Annotated in this window: 16 protein-coding genes; 11 read left to right on the forward strand and 5 right to left on the reverse strand. The window is 60.5% G+C overall.

What is annotated here, in order from left to right:
• Positions 1-19 precede the first annotated feature (19 nt).
• The gene (recN, locus tag KBY49_RS08140) at positions 20-1,696 is read right to left on the reverse strand and encodes a DNA repair protein RecN (protein WP_254934294.1); all 1,677 of its coding nucleotides are present in this window, start codon (positions 1,694-1,696) and stop codon (positions 20-22) included.
• Between the two features lie 128 nt (positions 1,697-1,824).
• Between recN and KBY49_RS08145 the strand changes: the two genes are divergently transcribed.
• The 3 genes from KBY49_RS08145 (at position 1,825) to thrC (ending at position 5,438) form a co-directional block, all read left to right on the forward strand.
• Positions 1,825-3,687 carry an AarF/ABC1/UbiB kinase family protein gene (locus tag KBY49_RS08145; RefSeq protein WP_254934295.1) on the forward strand — a complete coding sequence of 621 codons (1,863 nt, stop codon included), beginning with the start codon at positions 1,825-1,827 and terminating at the stop codon, positions 3,685-3,687.
• A gap of 40 nt (positions 3,688-3,727) precedes the next feature.
• Positions 3,728-4,294, forward strand: coding sequence for an alpha/beta hydrolase (locus KBY49_RS08150; protein ID WP_396099656.1), 567 nt, complete (start codon positions 3,728-3,730; stop codon positions 4,292-4,294).
• A gap of 85 nt (positions 4,295-4,379) precedes the next feature.
• Positions 4,380-5,438 carry a threonine synthase gene (gene thrC / locus KBY49_RS08155; RefSeq protein ID WP_254934297.1) on the forward strand — a complete coding sequence of 353 codons (1,059 nt, stop codon included), beginning with the start codon at positions 4,380-4,382 and terminating at the stop codon, positions 5,436-5,438.
• Positions 5,439-5,462: 24 nt separating this feature from the next.
• Here the strand turns inward: thrC and KBY49_RS08160 are convergent, their stop codons facing one another.
• Positions 5,463-5,609 (reverse strand): hypothetical protein, encoded by a 147-nt coding sequence (locus tag KBY49_RS08160; RefSeq protein WP_254934298.1) that lies wholly within the window; start codon positions 5,607-5,609, stop codon positions 5,463-5,465.
• A 240-nt stretch (positions 5,610-5,849) separates the two neighbouring features.
• Here KBY49_RS08160 and dnaN point away from each other — a divergent pair, with 240 nt between their 5' ends.
• The 4 genes from dnaN to purF are packed head-to-tail and all read left to right on the forward strand — an operon-like array spanning position 5,850 to position 11,642.
• Positions 5,850-7,022, forward strand: a complete 1,173-nt coding sequence (gene dnaN, locus KBY49_RS08165; protein ID WP_254934299.1) for a DNA polymerase III subunit beta — start codon at positions 5,850-5,852, stop codon at positions 7,020-7,022.
• Between the two features lie 5 nt (positions 7,023-7,027).
• Positions 7,028-7,732: an RNA methyltransferase gene (locus KBY49_RS08170; protein ID WP_254934300.1), complete on the forward strand. Its 705-nt coding sequence runs from the start codon at positions 7,028-7,030 to the stop codon at positions 7,730-7,732.
• A 26-nt stretch (positions 7,733-7,758) separates the two neighbouring features.
• On the forward strand, positions 7,759-10,134 hold the full coding sequence (gene purL / locus KBY49_RS08175) for a phosphoribosylformylglycinamidine synthase subunit PurL (RefSeq protein ID WP_254934301.1): 2,376 nt from the start codon (positions 7,759-7,761) through the stop codon (positions 10,132-10,134).
• Between the two features lie 11 nt (positions 10,135-10,145).
• On the forward strand, positions 10,146-11,642 hold the full coding sequence (gene purF, locus KBY49_RS08180) for an amidophosphoribosyltransferase (RefSeq protein ID WP_254934302.1): 1,497 nt from the start codon (positions 10,146-10,148) through the stop codon (positions 11,640-11,642).
• A gap of 43 nt (positions 11,643-11,685) precedes the next feature.
• On the opposite strand, the gene KBY49_RS08185 is transcribed toward purF, so the two are convergent.
• The 3 genes from KBY49_RS08185 to queG all read right to left on the reverse strand — a co-directional run bounded on the left by KBY49_RS08185 (position 11,686) and on the right by queG (position 16,110).
• Positions 11,686-14,160 carry a DNA topoisomerase (ATP-hydrolyzing) subunit A gene (locus KBY49_RS08185; RefSeq protein ID WP_254934303.1) on the reverse strand — a complete coding sequence of 825 codons (2,475 nt, stop codon included), beginning with the start codon at positions 14,158-14,160 and terminating at the stop codon, positions 11,686-11,688.
• Between the two features lie 67 nt (positions 14,161-14,227).
• Positions 14,228-15,136 (reverse strand): tetratricopeptide repeat protein, encoded by a 909-nt coding sequence (locus KBY49_RS08190; RefSeq protein ID WP_254934304.1) that lies wholly within the window; start codon positions 15,134-15,136, stop codon positions 14,228-14,230.
• A 26-nt stretch (positions 15,137-15,162) separates the two neighbouring features.
• On the reverse strand, positions 15,163-16,110 hold the full coding sequence (gene queG / locus KBY49_RS08195; RefSeq protein WP_254934305.1) for a tRNA epoxyqueuosine(34) reductase QueG: 948 nt from the start codon (positions 16,108-16,110) through the stop codon (positions 15,163-15,165).
• A 42-nt stretch (positions 16,111-16,152) separates the two neighbouring features.
• On the opposite strand from queG, the gene KBY49_RS08200 reads away from it, so the two are divergent.
• Genes KBY49_RS08200 through ftsY form a run of 4 tightly spaced genes read left to right on the forward strand, consistent with a single transcriptional unit; the run spans position 16,153 to position 19,770 of the window.
• Entirely contained in the window at positions 16,153-16,824 is a 672-nt protein-coding gene (locus KBY49_RS08200) for an HpsJ family protein (RefSeq protein ID WP_254934306.1), read from the forward strand.
• 57 nt (positions 16,825-16,881) lie between these two features.
• The gene (locus tag KBY49_RS08205) at positions 16,882-17,607 is read left to right on the forward strand and encodes a DUF502 domain-containing protein (protein ID WP_254934307.1); all 726 of its coding nucleotides are present in this window, start codon (positions 16,882-16,884) and stop codon (positions 17,605-17,607) included.
• Positions 17,607-18,278, forward strand: coding sequence for a transcription antitermination factor NusB (gene nusB, locus KBY49_RS08210; RefSeq protein ID WP_254934308.1), 672 nt, complete (start codon positions 17,607-17,609; stop codon positions 18,276-18,278). Before KBY49_RS08205 ends, nusB begins: the two co-directional genes overlap by 1 nt.
• Before the next feature lie 7 nt (positions 18,279-18,285).
• The gene (gene ftsY / locus KBY49_RS08215; protein WP_254934309.1) at positions 18,286-19,770 is read left to right on the forward strand and encodes a signal recognition particle-docking protein FtsY; all 1,485 of its coding nucleotides are present in this window, start codon (positions 18,286-18,288) and stop codon (positions 19,768-19,770) included.
• Positions 19,771-19,777 lie beyond the last annotated feature (7 nt).

Consider the following 19,777-nt stretch of genomic DNA (forward strand, 5'->3'; position numbering starts at 1 on the left):
GACTACGTAACAGGTAATCCTACGGGCGCCGCTCCGGACCCAGCAGGCTGGCCGCATAACTGCGGGCTTCCCCGGAATCACCCCCCGCCAGTTCCGCCAGTTCGGCTTCGCGGGCCTGGATGTCCCGCAGTTGGGACACCCGCGTGTGGGTGGAACCCTTGAGCACCTCCTTGACCACCCGGAAGTGGTGGTCAGCCGCGGCCGCCACCAGGGGCTGGTGGGTCACACAGAACACCTGGCGCTGGGCCGCCAACCGCTGCAACAGCTCGGCCATGGCCCCACTAACCCGGCCGCTCACGCCCGCATCGATCTCGTCGAATAGCAGGGTCACGTGGGGATCCGCCGCCGCCAGGCAGGTTTTTAGGGCCAGCAGGAAACGCGACATCTCGCCGCCCGAGGCGACTTCCGCCAAAGGTGCCAGGGCCTGGCCCGGATTGGCAGAAAACAGAAACTGCACCCCATCGGCCCCCTCCTCCCCCGGTGCTGTTGGCTCAATGGCCACGGAAAAACGCACGTTTGCCAGGCCCATCGGCCGCAGGGCGGCCATCAACTGCTGCTCCAGCTCGCTGGCGGCGCTGCGGCGGGCGGCGCTGAGCCGACCATTGACCAGGTCACGCCCAGCCCTGGCTGCCGATTCAGCGGCCTCGAGGGCCTCCAGGGAAGCTTCCGCTCCGCCGGGGGCTAGTTGCTGACGCAACTGGTCGCGCCAGAGGATTAATTCGGCCAGATCCTTGCCGTGGCGGCGCTCCAAGGCCTTGATCTGGGCGATGCGCTCCTGGAGCTGCCCGAGGCTTTCGGGATCGCTCTCGAGGCCAGAGCCATAGCGATCAAGATCCCGAGCCAAATCCTGAACCAGGGCCAGGCCATCAATGCAACTGGTGGCCAGCTCCAATAGGGATGGATCGAGCTGCTGCATCAGGTCAAGCTCGGCCCCACAGGCCGCCAGATGGTCCAGCACCGATGGGGCCTGCTCGGCGCCCTCCACCAGACGCCCAAGCAGGGTCATCACCCCCTCCTGGAGGCGCACCCCATGGGCCAGGCGGTTTTCCTCGACCTGGAGCCGCTCCCGCTCCGCCGGATCCTCCAAGCCAGCAGCCTCCAGATCCGCCAGCAGCTGTTCCTGGCGCTCCCGCTCCTGTTGCAGCTGTAGCCAATCCCTGCGGGCCTCCTCCAAACCAAGAACGGCCCGCTTCCAGGCCCGATAAGCCTCCGCAACCGGGCCAAGTTGCTGCTGGTGCTCAGCTCCGGCAAAGCGATCTAGCCAGCGCCGCTGCTGACCGGGCTTGCCCAGCTGCTGGGTTTGGCCCTGCACGGTGAGATCGAGCAGTAGGGGCCGCAGTTCCTGGATTTGAGCCCGATTGACGGCCACACCGTTGAGGCGGTGGCGACTGCTAAGCCTGTCGTCGCTGAGCCGCCACTCCCGGCTCAGGAGAATTTCCTGCTCATCGGCATCCAGTTGCTGCTGCTCGAGCCAGGCCTGCAGCGGCGGGGTGAGGCTGAAGCTGGCCTCGATCAGGGCCCGCTCCGAACCCTGGCGAAGCAAACGGGGGCCACCACCCAGCAGGGCATCGAGGGCATCGAGCAAAATCGATTTACCTGCCCCGGTTTCACCAGTAAGCACGGTGAAACCAGCGCTGAACTCCAGCTGGAGCTGCTCAATTAGGGCAATGTTTTCGAGGCGCAGTCCGGTGAGCACAGGCCCTTCCGCCAGCCAAAGAGTGATCGGCCCGACCGTAGCGGCTGTGTCTTTCGTTTAGAAGGGGCTCAGATTTAAAGGGACCCTCCGCGATGGGCGGGGGAATCCATGTTGTGAGCCTGTGGGTCATGAGTGAACTCGGCGATTTCATTGAGGCCTCTGGCCTGCTCAGCTACGACCCAGCTGCCATTACCCGGATTTATGCCGGCCACCCGCAAAGGCTGATCAAGAGGCTCTGGCAAACCCTGGTACCGATCGGCCTCTACCTATTGGGAGTGGCAAGCGACTGGCTATTCGGTCTCTTGCGCAATTCGGAGCGGGCCCGCAACCGGTCCCGGGAAGCCGCAGAACTGCTGGTGGCCCTGGGGCCTGCCTTCATCAAGGCCGGCCAGGCCCTATCCACCCGGCCAGACATCGTGCCCCCGGTGCTGCTGGAGGAACTAGCCCAACTCCAAGACCAACTACCCGGTTTCGACAGCGCCCTGGCGATGGCCTGCATTGAGGAGGACCTGGGCGCACCAATCAGCACGATCTATGCCCAGCTGGATGCCGAACCCATCTCGGCGGCCTCCCTGGGCCAGGTGCACAAGGGGGTTTTACCCACTGGCCAAACGGTGGCCGTGAAGGTGCAAAGGCCTGGCCTGCGGGAGCAAATCACGCTCGATCTATACATCGTGCGCAATATCGCCGCCTGGCTCAACCGCAACGTGGGCCTGATCCGCTCCGACCTGGTCGCCCTGATCGACGAACTGGGCAAGCGGGTGTTTGAGGAGATGGACTACCTAAATGAAGCGAGCAACGCCGAGGCCTTTGCCCGGCTCCACAGCCAAAACCCCCGCATAGCAGTACCAGCCATCTACCGGCACGCCACCAGCCGCCGGGTGCTGACGATGGAATGGATTGATGGGGTAAAGCTCACCAATCTGGAGGCGGTTCGCCAGCTGGGTATCGACCCCGACGACATGGTGAACGTAGGGGTGAACTGCAGCCTGCAACAACTGCTGGAGCACGGCTTCTTCCACGCCGATCCCCATCCCGGCAACCTGCTGGCCCTGCCCGATGGCCGTTTGGCCTACCTGGACTTCGGAATGATGAGTGAGGTGAGCCGTGAATCGCGCACCGGCCTGATCCAGGCGGTGGTGCATCTGGTCAACCGCAACTTCTCAAAACTGTCCAAGGATTTTGTATCCCTCGGCTTCCTCGCGGAAGACGTGAACCTCGAGCCGATCGTGCCCGCCTTCGAAAATGTCTTTGGCCAGGCGATCGAAATGGGCGTCAGCAGGATGGATTTCAAGGCCGTCACCGACGACCTTTCCGGTGTGATGTATCGCTTCCCCTTCCGGGTGCCCCCCTATTACGCCCTGATCATCAGGTCACTGGTGACCCTCGAGGGGATCGCCCTAAGCGTGGATCCCGATTTCAAAATCCTCGGAGCGGCCTACCCCTATTTCGCCAGGCGCCTAATGGAAGATCCCGATCCATCCCTGCGGGAAAGCCTCAAGGAAATGCTGTTTGACGGCGAAATCTTCCGCTGGCAAAGGCTCGACAACCTGATTGCCAGTGCCTCCCAGGGCAGCCAACTGGATCTGGAAAGCCTGCTGGATCAAGTTCTCGATTTTCTGTTCTCCGCCAATGGGGGGCTGTTGCGCCAGCAGCTGGTGGAGGCCGCGATCGAACAGGTGGATGCGGTTGCCTGGAGCGCCACCCTGCAACTCAGCCAGCGGATCCCAGCGCGGTTACAACCACCTGGGCTCAAAAAAGGCTCCTGGAAGGCCAGCCAGGATCCATTGCCAATGCTGAATCTGGAGCCGATTCGGCAACTGGTGGCAATTCTGCAGGCCCTACCTGGGTTCGAGCCCCAGCTCCTGCTCAAACGCCTGCCCCGGGTCCTGGGGGAACCCAACCTGCGCCAGATGGGTGTGCAAATGGCAAAGGGCCTGGCGGAGCGCAGCGTGGTGCGTCTCTTGAGGGATGTGCTTGTTCCCGCTTGAGCAGTTGGGCTAAAGCACCTAGGGTTTCGGTCATATTGGTTTGAGCTCCTTGAACAAGCGCCGCGCTCTTTTCGCTGCAGCTGCAGCCCTGGGCCTAGCTGTCGGCTCGCCGGCTGGCCTGGCAGCCGAAAACCTAGTTTTCGTTAGCGGTGCCTTTCGCCGCTCAATTCCCGTGGCCGAATTAGAGCACCTGGCCCAGACAGGCCAAGCCGTTGGTCTGACCGCAGATGTGCTGGCCATAAGCAAGCAAAAGCCCGCGGAAGTGGCAAAAATGCTCAACCAATCGCTGAGCATGCCGGTCACCTTGGTCAGTCGCCTGCTCAATACCCGCATAGGCGAAGCAATCTTGGCCCGCCTGGCGAAGGTGGTCTATCCGCTCAAGGCATCCCAAGAAGGCGTCCTAGCCCTACGCGCAGCTGTGATCATTGCCATCGCCAACGGCAATGGCTCGATCAACGCCATTTCCTTTTTAAAGGCCTATCCGGTGGCGGAAATGGAAGTGAGCATTCCAGCCTTGATGGCCGCCCTGAAGAAAGCCCGTTCCCTCGCCGAACTGGTGAGATTTTTCAGTGAATCGCCCCTCGATGGTCTGAAGCCCGCGCCCTAGATTCGAAACGCAAACCCTTTTGCCCGTGCCCGTGCTCCGATCCATCCGGCGTCTGGGCAATTTGAGCTTCGGGGCTAAGCCGACCATGCAGGACTGGCCTGGCCTGATTGAGGCCTACCGCCACTGGCTGCCGGTATCAGCAAAAACACCAGTCATCACCCTGCGGGAGGGGGCCACACCCCTGATCCCAGCTCCCGTAATTGCTGGCGAAATAGGTAGGGGCGTAAAGGTATTTCTCAAGTACGACGGCCTGAACCCCACCGGCTCCTTTAAGGACAGGGGCATGACCATGGCCATAAGCAAGGCCAAGGAGGCCGGCTCAGAGGCGGTGATCTGTGCCAGCACCGGCAACACCTCGGCCGCCGCCGCCGCCTACGCCCGCCGGGGGGGCATGAGGGCCTTTGTGCTGATTCCAGATGGCTATGTGGCCCAGGGGAAATTGGCCCAGGCCCTGCTCTACGGAGCTGAAGTGGTGGCCGTGCAGGGCAATTTCGATGCGGCCTTGGAAATCGTGCGCGATGTGGCCGATCGCTACCCGATCACCCTGGTGAACTCAGTAAATCCCTACAGACTTCAGGGCCAAAAAACTGCCGCCTTTGAGGTCGTAGACGCCCTGGGGGAAGCACCGGATTGGCTCTGCATCCCCGTGGGCAATGCCGGCAACATCTCCGCCTATTGGATGGGCTTCAACGAATACAAGGAAGCTGGCCACAGCCGCAAATTGCCCAAAATGATGGGCTTCCAGGCAGCTGGCTCAGCCCCCCTCGTATTGGGGCACAAGGTTGAACAACCGGACACCATTGCCACAGCGATCCGCATCGGCAATCCGGTAAACCGCGAGAAAGCCTTAGACGTCCGCCAGGCCAGTGGGGGCGATTTCATGGCGGTCAGCGACGCCGAGATCATCACCGCCTACAAGCTGCTGGGGGCCGGTGAAGGGGTCTTCTGCGAACCGGCCAGCGCGGCCTCCGTAGCGGGCCTTCTCAAGCGCAAGCACGAAGTGCCCAACGGGGCAACGGTCGTTTGCGTACTCACCGGCAATGGCCTTAAAGACCCCACCACTGCAATCGAGCACAACGATGCCAAGTTCCATACGGGTTTAGCTGCCAACACCGAAGTAGTTGCCAAGGTTTTGGGTTTCTAAAAATTCCAAGGGCTCCGGGAAAAATCAGCACAACCAATCGACAAAGCGTCTGCCCAAAACCTGGGGGAAACCCCGCAAAAGCTGGGCAGGGAACACCCCGTGCTCGATTTTTAAAAAGATCGGCTTTTCCGCAGGCAAGGGAAAAGGTGGAAAACGATCGGCTTTACCCATTTGGCAAATCTCAATCCCCAGGCCTGCAATGGCAACATCTCTTTAGTAGCAATGCTTCCAAAGGTTTTCCCAAGAACCACCAGCCCCTACTACGGCGATTTTGATTTTGTCCTTTAAATCAATTAATCCTTTAAGAACAGAGCCTGGGGAGGACGGTTCACAGGCGTTGCGCAAAAGGCGGCCCTATGGAAGCGTGGGTGTCATCGTTTGCAGGCCACCTGGCTCGAAGGTCCGAATCCCATGAAGCTGGTTTGCTCCCAATCGGAACTCAACGCCAGCCTCCAGCTGGTCAGCCGCGCAGTAGCAGGAAGGCCTACCCACCCGGTCTTGGCGAATGTGCTGCTTACGGCCGATGCAGGCACTGGCAGGCTGAGCCTCACGGGCTTTGATCTCAGCTTGGGCATTCAGACCAGCCTGGCGGCCAGTGTCGAAGCCAGTGGTGCCATCACCCTGCCCGCCCGCATGTTTGGTGAGATCGTCTCCAGGATGTCGGCGGATAGTCCGATCACCCTGCATTGCCCTGAGGGTTCTGAGCAGGTTGAGCTCACCAGTCTCTCGGGTAGCTACCAGATGCGGGGCATGCCAGCTGATGATTTTCCAGACTTGCCCCTGGTACAAAGCGGCACTCCGATCAAGCTGGAGGCTGAATCGCTGGTTAAGGGGCTACGGGCAAGCCTGTTTGCCAGTAGTGCCGATGAAGCCAAGCAAATCCTCACCGGCGTCCACCTCGCCCTGGATGCAGATGGTCTCGAATGCGCAGCCACCGACGGCCACCGTCTAGCGGTTTTGCGTCTGGACCATGCCACAAAAAACCCTGCCACAGAAAGCCACTCCGCAGAAACCAGTGAAAACGACGGCGAACCCTTTTCCGTAACGGTGCCCGCCCGCTCATTGCGTGAATTGGAGAGGTTGCTCTCCGGTCGCCAATCCAACGAGCCCCTGAGCCTTTTTTGCGACCGGGGCCAGGTGGTGTTTCTTTGGGCTGATCAGGTGCTGACCAGTCGCAGCCTGGATGGCAATTACCCCAACTATCGACAGTTGATTCCCGAGGCTTTCAACCGCCAACTTCAGCTCGATCGTCGGGGTCTTATCTCTGCTTTAGAGCGCGTGGCGGTCCTCGCTGACCAACACAACAACGTGGTCAAGTTCAGCGCCGATTCAGCCAAGGGCCAGGTGTTGATCCAGGCTGATGCCCAGGATGTGGGCAGTGGTTCAGAGGCCCTCGCCGCCGACATCAGTGGTGAAGACATTCAGATTGCCTTCAATGTTCGCTACCTGCTTGATGGTCTCAAGGCCATGGCCACCGATCAGGTGGTTTTGCAGTGCAACGCCCCAACTACTCCGGCGATTCTTACTCCCGTAGATGGTGGTCGCTTCACCTACCTGGTGATGCCCGTTCAAATCCGTAGCTGATTGCCTTGGCGCTTCCCGAGCAGCTGCTGTTGCGTGATCTCCTGCGCCTGCGGGTGATGGACGAGCAGGTCGGCGACCAGGGCTCAGGGGTCAGTGTCTGGATGCATCCCCCCGTGCACCGTGTTTTGGGGTGGATTAGTAAGCCCGCCTCCTTTGGTAACCAGCGTTTGGTTTGGCGCCTCAACCAATTGCGTTCTCTGGCTGAGACCGAGCTGTTTGTGAAGGGCGATCCCAGCGAAACAGATCAGGCCACGGTGGAGCGCCTACCAACCTTGATAGATGCCACCCTCTTGGATCGCCGCCAGGAGGCCATTGGTTTTGTGGCGGATGCGGCCATTGAGCTCAAAACCGGCAGGATTCTCCATTACCTGGTCAGTCGCAGCGATCCCCGAGTGCCTGGGAGCAGCCGTTGGCGGCTCACTCCTGATCGGATTGTCGATCAAAAACCTGGCCAGGTTTTGACACCACTGGAAGGTTTGGACGACTTACCGCTCGCTAAGGCCAGCGTGCGCCAGGAGTTTCTGCGCAGGTCCAGGCGCTGGCGAGATCAGTTCCAGCAGGTTGGGGACCGCTTCGAAGAGCGGGTTGAGGGTTGGCTTGAGGAGCCCCCTTGGCAAAAAGATGGGTGGGAGCAACCCCAGGAACGGAATGGGCCCGGGCGGGGCCCAGCATCAGGTCGCCCAGAAACCGATGAAGACCCCTGGATCTGATACTGGAAGCCTGCTGCTGATCCGTTGTGGTTGCTGTCCGCTTCGATGCGCCGGACTACTCCGTGTCCGATGCGCTCCGTAAGGAGAACCTCAGCCAGTCTGACTACGACGAGATTTGCCGACGTTTGGGCCGATCTCCCAACCGCGCCGAGCTGGGGATGTTTGGGGTGATGTGGTCGGAGCACTGTTGCTACCGCAATTCCAGGCCCCTGCTCCAGGGTTTTCCCACCACCGGCCCCAGGATTCTGGTGGGCCCTGGAGAAAATGCCGGAGTGGTGGATCTGGGGGATGGGCAGCGCCTCGCTTTCAAGATTGAAAGCCACAACCACCCATCTGCAGTTGAGCCCTTCCAGGGGGCCGCCACCGGGGTGGGAGGGATTCTTCGCGACATCTTCACCATGGGTGCCAGGCCCATTGCCCTGCTGAATGCCCTGCGCTTTGGCCCCCTAGATGAGGAGAGCAATGTGGGCTTGATGGAGGGGGTTGTGGCAGGCATTGCCCACTACGGCAACTGCGTTGGCGTGCCAACGGTTGGTGGAGAGGTGGCATTTGACCCCAGTTATTCCGGTAATCCCCTGGTCAATGCCATGGCCCTTGGGCTGATGGAGACCGAGGAGATCGTCTGCTCCGGCGCCAGGGGTGTGGGCAATCCGGTGGTTTACGTGGGCAGTACCACGGGCCGTGACGGCATGGGTGGTGCCAGCTTTGCCAGTGCGGAGCTCACCGAAGCCTCCCTGGATGATCGCCCTGCGGTGCAGGTGGGAGATCCATTCCTGGAGAAGGGTTTGATTGAGGCCTGTTTAGAGGCCTTCCAGAGCGGCGATGTGCTGGCCGCCCAGGATATGGGAGCTGCGGGTCTTACCTGTAGTTGCTCGGAAATGGCCGCAAAAGGTGGCTTGGGGATCGAGCTTGATCTCGACAAGGTGCCGGCCCGGGAAGCAGGCATGACCCCCTATGAGTTCTTGCTCAGCGAATCCCAGGAGCGGATGCTGTTTGTGGTGAAACCAGGTAAGGAGGAGGCCTTGATGGCCCGTTTCCGCCGCTGGGGTCTCCAGGCTGCCGTGGTGGGTCGGGTCTTGCCCGACAACATTGTGCGGGTGTTGCAAAACGGTGAGGTGGCAGCGGAGGTGCCAGCTAATGCCCTGGCTGACGACACCCCGATCAATCACCATGAATTGATCAGTGAACCCCCAGCGGAAATCCAGGCCCATTGGCGCTGGCAAGAATCCCAGCTGCCCCAGGCTTCCTTAGCTGGCATTGCCACCGGCAATCCCCAAACCTGGGGCCAGGTGCTGTTGGCCCTGCTCGACGATCCCACGATCGGCAGTAAGCGGTGGGTTTATCGCCAATACGACCACCAGGTCCAGGCAAACACGGTGGTGCCGCCGGGGGGAGCTGATGCCGCCGTGGTGCGCTTGCGACCCCAGCAGGGGCCCGATGCGATGGCCAAGGCGAACCGCGGCGTGGCCGCTGTGGTCGACTGCCCCAATCGTTGGGTCTATTTAGATCCGGAAAGGGGTGGCATGGCGGCGGTGGCAGAGGCTGCTCGCAACCTCAGTTGTGTGGGGGCAGAGCCCCTGGCCGTAACCGACAACCTCAACTTTCCTTCCCCGGAAACTCCGACCGGTTATTGGCAACTTGCCCTGTCCTGTCGGGGTTTATCGGCCGCTTGTATGGCCCTTGATACCCCGGTTACGGGGGGCAATGTCTCCCTCTACAACGAAACCCGCCTCCCCGACGGAAGGATGCAACCGATTCACCCCACTCCGGTGGTGGGAATGGTGGGCTTGGTCCACGATCTGGCCCACGTAACCGGTTTGGCCTGGCGGGAACCAGGTGATCGGATTTGGCTCTTGGGAGCACCTTTGACCGATGGTTTGGATCCGAGGGTGAGCCTTGCCGGCACCAGCTATCTGGAGGTTGTCCACGGTTTGGTGACCGGTAGGCCCCCGGAGATTGATTTAGTTCTAGAGAGGGACGTTCAGGCCTTCCTACGCCAGGCCATTGCGGCTGGTCTGGTTGCCTCTGCCCACGACCTCAGTGATGGGGGTTTGGCGGTCGCTGCAGCTGAGGCTTGCATTGCTTCCGGGTATGGCGCCCACCTGGAGCTGCCTTCCTCCCCAGCTCGCCTGGACCATCTTTTGTTTGGCGAGGGCGGGGCACGCATTTTGGTGAGCATTAAGCCCGCCCAGGCTGCGGCCTGGCAGCAGGCCCTAGATCAATTTGGTGCCGCAGGTAACCAGGTGCCAGCCCAGTGTCTGGGGGTGGTGGAGGCGGGTGATCAATTTTTGATCAGCCAGGCCGGGGTTGATCTGCTGCAACTGCCGGTGGCCGAACTCCGCGAAAGTTTTGAGCAGGCCCTGCCCAGGCGTTTGGGGGCTGATCTGGCGCCCCCGCTTTGATGGGCTCGCTGATGCAGAATGAAATCCCCTATCGGTTTGTCCAGGCGCCTGTGGTTAAAGAGCGTCCCGACAAGCCAGAAGAAGCCTGTGGTGTGTATGCCGTTCTGGCATCCGACCAGCCAGTTGCAAACCTCACCTATTTCGGTCTCTATGCCCTCCAGCACCGCGGTCAGGAATCGGCGGGCATAGCTGTTTTTGATGGAGAGCACAAGGTCAGGCTCCATAAAGACATGGGTTTGGTGAGCCAGGTCTTTGACCAGGACATGCTTGAGCGGATGCAGGGTCAATTGGCCATCGGCCATAACCGCTATTCCACAACTGGCAGCAGCAAGGTCTGTAACGCCCAGCCGGTGGTTTTGATGACCCGTCTGGGTCCATTTGCCCTCGCCCACAACGGCAATTTGGTCAATGCTCCCGAATTGCGCCAGAAGCTGGCCGACATTGCCAATGAGCTCACCTCCACCACCGATTCTGAGCTGATTGCTTTCTGTCTTCAAAAGGCAGTCAATGAGGGCAAGGATTGGGATGGGGCTTTGCGCTCAGCTGCTGGCTGCTGTCGGGGTGCTTTTAGCCTGGTGATCGGTACTCCGGTGGGCCTTTTTGCCCTTAGGGATGGCCATGGGATAAGGCCGCTGGTTTTTGGCCATATTGGTGATATTGAAAAGGCCCAGTGGGTTGTAAGTAGTGAAAGCTGTGGTTTAGATATTATCGGCGCCAAATTTGATGGTGATGTGAATCCAGGTGAAATTATCCATTTTAAACCGGGGAATTCCCAGCCCCAGCGCAGTCAATGGACTAGCGAGCCGGTCAAGCTTTGTGTGTTTGAAATGATCTATTTTGCCAGGCCAGACAGCCGTTTCTTTGGCGAATCACTGTATAGCTATAGGGTGCGTATTGGTGAAACCCTGGCCCGTGAGAATCCCGTAGAAGCAGATATCGTAATTGGCGTTCCTGATTCCGGAATCCCCGCCGCGATTGGCTATTCACAATTCAGCGGCATTCCCTTTGGAGATGGGTTGATAAAAAATCGCTATGTTGGTCGCACATTTATTCAGCCCACCCAGGCGATGCGTGAGGCAGGTATCCGGGTAAAGCTCAATCCTTTGCCGGATGTGCTATCCGGTAAAAGGGTTGTTGTGATTGATGATTCGATTGTGCGAGGTACCACCAGCAGGAAGCTGGTGGCGGCCCTCCGGGATGCCGGTGCCACCGAAGTGCACATGCGGATTAGTTCGCCGCCCGTAACCCACCCCTGCTTCTACGGAATAGACACGGATACCCAGGATCAGTTGATTGCTGCCCGCCTCACCTTGGCAGAGATAGCTGAGCACTTGGGAGTGGATTCCCTTGCCTATCTAAGTAAATCTGGCATGGTTGATGCAGCAAAGGACAATTCCAGTCATTTCTGCTCTGCTTGCTTCGATGGTGCCTATCCCATTGAAATGGAAGAATCAGTGAGCTCCAGTAAACTGATGTTGGAGCCCGCTGGTATTGCGGCCACTGTTTAAATTCTTAATAGGCTAGATTTTAAGGGCTTAGATTGTTAACTGCTTAGATTGTTAAGAGAGGGACCAACCTTTGTAGGTGTTCTCCAGCCTTAAGCCCCATATTATCGCCGCTGCCTGCGGTGTCTTGCGCCTCGATTTCATCGGGTTTAAGGCGAATGTTTCTGGTTTCACTCACCACTGCGCTGATCAGGCCAAATGAAGCCCCGCAGAGATCAACTAGCTGATCACCGCGCTGTTCAAATCTCAGCCCGATTTGTCCTAGATCTCCCCTCTGGCAGATGCGGCAATCGTCCAAGTTGAGCCGTTTTATTTGGCCATAGCTGGTGGCCAGCACCAGGCTGCTAAGGGAGTTTTCGCTGGATTTGCCAACGCAGGCTGCGCCTACCACCGCTTCTCCCGGCAGCAGACGCATAAGCGTTGGGCCCTGGGCAGCCCTACCCATTAGGGGCAGATTCCCTTCATTTACCTCCAGGCGCAGCACCCTGCCGGTGCTGCTTGCCACCACTAAATCGCTGTTTTCTCGGCAGACCACCGCCCGCTGTAGACACACCCCCTCCTTCAGCTTGAGCACCGTGGCAGCCCTGCCGGAGAGCTCCTGAAAATCTTCAAGCGACAGCCTTTTGAAGCGCCCGTCGCTACTCAATAAACCAATGCTGCTACTGGTTTCAGTGGGAAGTGGAACCACCTGGACGACCCTTTCACCCTCCATGCTGTCGGGTAAAAATTTCTCGAGGGAGCCATTCAGCTGGCCGGCAAATTCCCACCTCAATAGGGCAACTCGGCCGCTTTCGCTGAAGGCCAACAACAGAGGTTGCTGGGCTATGGGATAGATCAGCTGGGCCGGTGAGGGGTTGTCGCCTAACGGACTCACCTCCTCGAGGTGCATTCGCCCCAGCATTTGGGGGCTAACAATCTTGACCGCCCCGTCGGCTTGGATAAGCAGGCGGCTTTCACTGGCCAATGCGGCAAAAGCCTGCTGCCGTTGCAGTTCGGCATTGGGGCGAACCGCGGCTGCCCGCTGGGCCACCAATTCATCTCCACCTTCCACCAGGCGGGTGCGCCGGGGCGTGGAAAAGCGTTTTTTTAGGGCTTTCAGTTCGCTTACCAGGGTGTCCAGCAGGACCTCCCGGTTATCGAGCAGATGGCGCAGTTCCTTGCGCTCAAGTCCCAGTTCTTCCGCCTCCTTGCGCAGGCTTTCTTGCTCAAGGCCGGTGAGCCTGCGCAGGGGCATCGCCAAAACGGCATCGGCCTGGCGTTCGCTCAGATCCAGGTGCACCTGCAGGCTTGCCTTGGCGCTGGCCGCATCGGCGGCGGCGGTGATCATTTCAATTACCTGTTTCAGGGCCCGGAGGGCCTTCAGCAGCCCCTCCACCACCTCAAGCCTGTCCTCACAGCGCTTTAGGGCATGGCGGGTGCGGCGCAGGATTGTCAGTTCCCGGTATTCGAGGAAGTGCTGGAGCATGCGGCGCAGGCTCAGCTGCACCGGTTGGCCGTTCACCAGGGCCAGCAGAATTGCTCCGAAATTGCTCTGGAGGGCAGTGCGCCGTTGCAGATCGGCCAGCACCGCTTCCGGACTTGCATCCCGACGCAACTCCACCACTACCCTCATGCCGTCGCGATCGCTTTCATCGCGAATGTCTGAAATGCCGCCGATCTTGCCCTCATTGACCTGGTCGGCCAATTTTTCAATCCAGCCAGCTTTGCTGAGTTGGTAGGGAAGTTCAGTGATCACCACCGCAGAGCGTTTGTGGCGGCCCTTGCCCATTTGGATTTCTTCAATGTGGGCAACACCGCGCATGGGAATGCTGCCCCGGCCGCCCAGGTAGGTCTCGCGCAGGCCGCTGCCAATAAGCACCTCACCACCGGTGGGAAAGTCGGGTCCGGGCACCAGTTCCAGCAGCTTTTCATCGCTTAGGTCCGGTTTGCGGATTAGGGCAATCAGGGCATCCACCACTTCGCCGAGGTTGTGGGGCGGAATGCTGGTGGCCATGCCCACGGCGATTCCGGTGCAGCCATTCAGCAGCAGGAATGGCAGCTGGGCCGGCAGCACCGTGGGTTCCTGTTGGGAGCTGTCGAAGTTGGGGGCGAAATCAACCGTGTCGCTGCTGATTTCATCGAGCATCCCCTCGTTGGCGATCGGGGCCAGCCGGGTTTCGGTGTATCGCATGGCGGCCGGGGGGTCGTCATCGACCGAGCCGAAGTTGCCGTGGCCATCCAGCAGGGGATGGCGGCTGGCGAAGGTCTGTACCAGCCGTACAAGGGCGTCATAGACGGCCTGGTCGCCGTGGGGGTGATATTTGCCAAGCACGTCGCCCACCACCCGGGCGCACTTGCGGTAGGGGCGATCTGGGGTCAGGCCCAGCTCATGCATCGCAAACAGGATCCGCCTCTGTACGGGCTTGAGGCCATCGCGTACATCGGGCAGGGCCCGACCCACGATCACGCTCATCGCGTATTCGAGGTAGGAGCGCTGCATCTCCTGATGCAGGGCTATCGGTTGGATCCGTTCTTCGGCCATCCGATGCTGCTGGGAGAAGGCTGAATTTTGGGCTCAGCCTACAGATGGTGCCTAGACCCCGGAATTCCTACTCCTCTTCGTTGCCATCGGGGTTGGCATTGGCCAGGGCCCTTTCCACCGCTGCCTTAAGCCCACTTTGCTGAAGTAACTCCTGGGTTATAAGGCGCAGTTTTGGCCCCCAGAGCTGGTCTTTTTGGTAGCTATCCAGCACGTAGTTGGGGTCAGCTGCCAGGGCCTTGTTGGCTAGGGCCAAGGCCTCCTGATATTTGCTGTCCTGGCGTCCTGCTGCTTCGCTGAAAAGGCCCGTGGCCAAGGCCAGGTTTGTCTCGGCTGCATCCGGTTTAAGGCTGAGCACCTGGCGCCAGCGACCAAGGGCCTCCTTGGTTTTACCCATGTCGAACAGCACCAATCCCTGGTTGTTGATCGCTTCCCAGAAATCACGGCGCAGTTTGGCGGCCTGTTCAAAGGCCTTTAGGGCAGGGCCTGGTTGGGCCAGCTGGATGTGGGCATTGCCGATGTCGAAATAGGCACCCGCATTGTTGGAATCGAGCTTGAGGCCCTGGCCCAAAAGCTCAATGGCAGCTTCCGGCTTGCCTTCCCGCAGGGCGAGGGAGCCCTGGGCAAACCAGATGCCCGGATTGCGCGGATCCAATTCCTTTGCCCGAGCCAGGGAAGTTCCCGCTTCCTTGAGCTGTTTGCTGCGTAGTTGGGCTTCTGCAAGCAGCAGCCAGCCCCTTGGGTCATCGGGCAAAAGCTGCACGGTGAGGGCGGCCAATTGGGCGGCTTCCGCCGCCTGGCCTAGGCGCAGTAGGCGTGATGCGGCTTGGGCGATACCTAGACCAGCCCCTTCCAACTCAACCCTTTGGGGGATGTAGACGTAGGGCACCAGGTTTGCCCTCGCAGCTGGCAGGTTTCCCAGGGAGAGCCCCAACATCAGGGGTGCTGCCACTCCAGCTCGGAGCCAGCGGGGGGCCATGGGGCAAGAAATAGGGGTAACCCACCCTAGGGAGGTAGTTGCTGGGCAAGGGATTTTTCGGCGGCCTGGATATTGCGGCGCCACATCCAGGGTTTGATCCGCCTCAAGGCCGAGGCCCGGAGCTTGCCATCCCAGTTTTGATCGCTCCATTTCAGGGCTTCTGTGGCCTGGAGATTGAGCACCCATGGCCGGGGCTGTAGATCCGGATCGGTGCTGCTTTCCAGCTCCCGCTGATTCCAGGGGCAGACGTCCTGGCAGATATCGCAACCTGCCACCCACGGCCCCATGCCCTTTTCGATGGCCGCTGGCAGCTCCGCATCCCGGTTTTCGATGGTGTGGAAGGCGATGCAGCGGCGGCTATCCACCACGAAGGGCTCGCGAATTGCGCCGGTTGGGCAGGCTTCGATACAGGCGGTGCATCTACCGCAGAGTGGTTGGCCAGGGCCATCGGCGGGCAATTCCAAATCGGTGAGCAGGTGGCCGATCAATAGCCAGGAGCCCTGGTCGCGATTTATCAGGTTGCCGTGTTTGCCAATCCAGCCAAGGCCGGCCTCCTCAGCCCAGGCCTTATCCATCAAGGGAGCGCTGTCGACGCAGGCCCGCCAACCCACCCCTGGCACCTGCTGCTCAAGCCAACGGCCAAGCTGCCGCAAGCGGCGATCAATGGTGCGGTGGTAATCGCGGCCCCAGCCGTAGCGCGCCACGGCAAGGGAACCCTCGGCGCGCTCGGTTTTCACGTAGTAGTTCAGGCCCACCGCCAGCAGGCTGCGCACCCCGGGAAGCAATTTTTCTATGGCCCGTCGTTTTGGGTCTGCCATCCAGCCCATGTCGGCCTGGTATCCCGCCGCCAGCCACCGTTGGAGGGCGGCAGTTCTCAGGGCGATCCTCTCCCCCCCCGGCACGGCCGCCAGACCGACCGGGTTGAAGCCCAGGGAGCGGGCCTGCTCCTTGAGCTGGAGGGCTAGGGCTAACACCCGTAAAGTTGCGCCATCCCCATAGTTTGCTGCGTAAACCCCGTGAGCACCGCGTCAATTACCCGTTTCGGCCACCTGCTTCGTTGGGTGGGCATCACCTTGGTGGTGCTGCTGGCGCTGCAAATGCTGGTGCTGTTGGCCTCCTGGAACTGGGCCTTGGAGCCCTTTCGCCAATTATTTGTAGACCGTCTGGTGGGTGAATCCCCGATGGCCCTGTTGGGTCTGGTGTTGATGCTTTACGGCTCCAGGCTTGATCAACCGGGCCCCGAACGCACCCCCATCCGCTGGGTGGTGGGCCTGGTAAGCATCGTGCTTGCCATCACGATGGTGGTGGCGGTGCCCGTTTCGATCGGCTCTGAAAAGGCCACGGGCGAACAGGTGGCCCAGGCCGATGGCGCCCTAGCTATGCAGACCCTGCAACTGGAGCGAGAGAAGCAGCAATTGGCCGATCCCAAGGCGGTGGACCAGGTGATTGCCCAGGCGGAGAAGGCCGGTCAAATTCCAGCCACGATGTCGGAGCAGGAAAAGCAGCTCAAGGCCCGTCAATTTATTGATACCCAGCTCAAGCCCCAGCTCGAGAAGCAGGAACAGCAACTGGGTCAGGCCAAGTTGGGCAGGGATTTGGCGGTGCAGCAGAGGCGCTTTGGTGGCACCTGGCGTGCGGCAGTTTTGGCCATTGCCTTTGGGGTGTTGGCCCTGGTGGCCCTGATCTGAGACGTGCCTCGCTAGGTTGCCCCCAGACAGCTGAATACCGGATTTCCGGATTGTTCCTTGGTTCAGTCCAATCCCAAATCTGACCAGCCGCTGGCCAATCGGTTTCAGCAGGACCTCAAGAACGACCTGATTGCAGGTCTGTTGGTGGTGATTCCGCTGGCCACCACCATTTGGCTGGCCACCACGGTCAGCCGTTTTGTGCTGGCTTTTCTCACCTCCATACCCAAACAGTTCAACCCCTTCAACACCCTTAATCCGCTGTTGCTGGAGCTGATCAACCTGGGCGTGGGCCTCCTGGTTCCCCTGCTCGGGATCCTGCTGATTGGCTTGATGGCCCGCAACATTGTCGGCCGTTGGTTGCTCGAGTTTGGGGAGGGCACCCTGCTGCGGATTCCCGTGGCTGGTTCGGTTTACAAAACCCTCAAGCAGCTGCTTGAGACCTTTCTTCAGGGCAGTTCAAGCAAGTTTCGCCGGGTTGTGATGGTGGAATATCCCAGGGAGGGTCTATTTGCCCTTGGTTTTGTCACGGGCGTGCTGGGATCAGCCATGCAGGCTGGATTTACCGAACCGATGCTCAGCGTGTTTATTCCCACCGCCCCTAACCCAACCACCGGCTGGTACACCGTTGTGCCAGAGCGCTCCGTTAAGGATCTTGATCTCTCCGTGGAGGATGCCTTCCGCACGATCATTTCCGCGGGCATCGTCAACCCCGATGAGCGTGAAACCCCCAATCGCAGCTTTTCCAGCTTGCTGGCCCAGCTGCGCGCCCCCCAGATGTCTTGATGCAGAGCCGCACCCTTTCCCGTGAACTGGCCCTGCTGATGTTGGGTCAGACCAGTGACCGGGGTCCGGGCCCGAAGAGCTTGGCCGATGGGGCCATGGATGTCCTGCTGCAACAGGCCCTATCCACCCTTCAGCAGCATGTGCGCGAGGCCTTGGACCTATCGGCCGAAAATCTGCAAACGGCCCAGCAGCAACTGCTCGACAGTGAGTTGCAGGAGCAGGGTGACCAGCAATTGCCGCGGGTTCGAAAGCACCTCCAAGCCGGCCTGGAATCGGCCGAGCAGGCCCTTAATCGCCTCTCAGCCAGCCTGGAATTGCCCCGTCTTTTGCTCCTGGCCGATCAGGAGAGCGTGCGGATGGGGGCCATTCAGCGGTCCCGGGCGGTTTTGGCCCAAAGGGAAACCATCGACGTTGAATTGGATGGGGTGATGGAGGGATGGCGTTTGGGTCGTTTGCCCAGGATTGATCGCGACATCCTGCGCCTGGCCGTAGTCGATTTGGGCCAGTTCGCCACTCCGGCGGCCGTGGCCTGCAATGAGGCGGTGGAGTTGGCCAACCGCTACAGCGATGAGCAGGGCCGGCGCATGATCAATGGGGTGCTGCGCCGTTACACCGCCGCCAAGGCGGCTGGCCATATCCCCAGCCAGGTTCTGACAAGCGGGGAGGCCTGATTTAGCCATGGTTTACGACTGGTTTAACCGCACTGGCGAAGGGGGCCAGGCTCCCCAGGAAGAGACCCCCGCCGCCGAACAGGCGGCCCCCGTAGATCCCAATGCTGAGGCCCTGGAGTGGGCGAAGCAGGCCTATGCGCGTCTAAAGGCCCAGCAGCAGGCGGCCAAGGAGGAAGCTGCCATACAGGAAACCGCCAAAGAGCAGCATGCACCCCAGCCCGATCCAGTTCAAGAGCAAGTAGTCCCTGCGGAACCTGCACAACAACAGCCATTAGCGGACCCCCAAACAGCAGCCCCCCCAACAACAGCCCCCGAAACCCCCGCTCCGGTGCAGGGTCTTTCGCTGCTGGAGCAGGCCGCAGCCGAGCGGGTCCAGCGCCAACAGAGCATCGCCGCCCATGCAGAAGTTGTCGCTCCGGCAGAAGTTGGCGCCCTAGCTGATGCTTCTGGGCCGGCGCGGGCCAGCGCCGAGCCCCAGTTGGGGGAATTTGACGAGACCTTCACCTGGTCGGCCGAGGTGCTCGCAGCCCAGGGCAAGCGGGTTGATCAGATTTCCCTAGAGGAGATCGATTGGCTGTCTCGCCTGCGCCAGGGGTTGGAGAAAACCCGCCAGGGTTTTGTCACCCAGTTGCTCGACAACCTCGGTGACGATCCCCTCACCCCTGAAATCCTTGACGACCTAGAAGGGGCCCTATTGCGGGCCGATGTGGGGGTTCAGGCCACCGACCGGGTGCTCGATGCCCTACGCAAGCGTCTTAACGAGGAGGTGGTGGATCCCACGGAGGGGATTCGCTTCCTCAAGGACCAGCTGCGGCAGGTGCTGCAGGGCCCGATTAAGGAGAGCGGCCAAGACCTTTTGGCCCCCCAGCGGGATCGCCTCAATGTTTGGCTGATGGTGGGGGTGAACGGGGTAGGTAAAACCACCACCCTGGGCAAGTTGGCCAACCTGGCAGTGCGCAGTGGCTACAGCTGCCTGATTGCGGCTGCGGATACTTTTCGGGCCGCGGCCGTCCAACAGGTGCAGGTTTGGGGTGATCGCAGCGACGTGCCGGTGATTGCCAACACCACTGCTAATGCCGATCCAGCGGCGGTCGTTTTTGATGCAATTGGGGCTGCCAAGGCCAAGGGCACCGAGCTGGTGCTTGTCGATACGGCTGGGCGCCTGCAGACCAAGCACAACCTGATGGAGGAGCTGGCCAAGGTGCGCCGGATCGTCGACAAATTGGCGCCGGAGGCGGCCGTGGAGTCGTTGTTGGTGCTTGATGCCAGCCAGGGTCAAAACGGCCTGAGGCAGGCCATGGCCTTTGCCAAGGCCGCTGGTTTGACTGGGGTTGTGATCACCAAGCTCGATGGCAGTGCCCGCGGGGGTGTGGCCCTGGCGGTGGCCTCCGAGGCGGGTCTGCCGATTCGTTTTGTGGGCGCGGGAGAGGGGATTCGCGATCTGCGACCGTTCAACAGTTTTGAGTTTGTGGAAGCGCTCCTGGCCAGTTAGGTCGCTA

This window comes from Cyanobium sp. WAJ14-Wanaka (assembly GCF_024345375.1).
In the GTDB taxonomy this organism is placed as follows: domain Bacteria; phylum Cyanobacteriota; class Cyanobacteriia; order PCC-6307; family Cyanobiaceae; genus Cyanobium_A.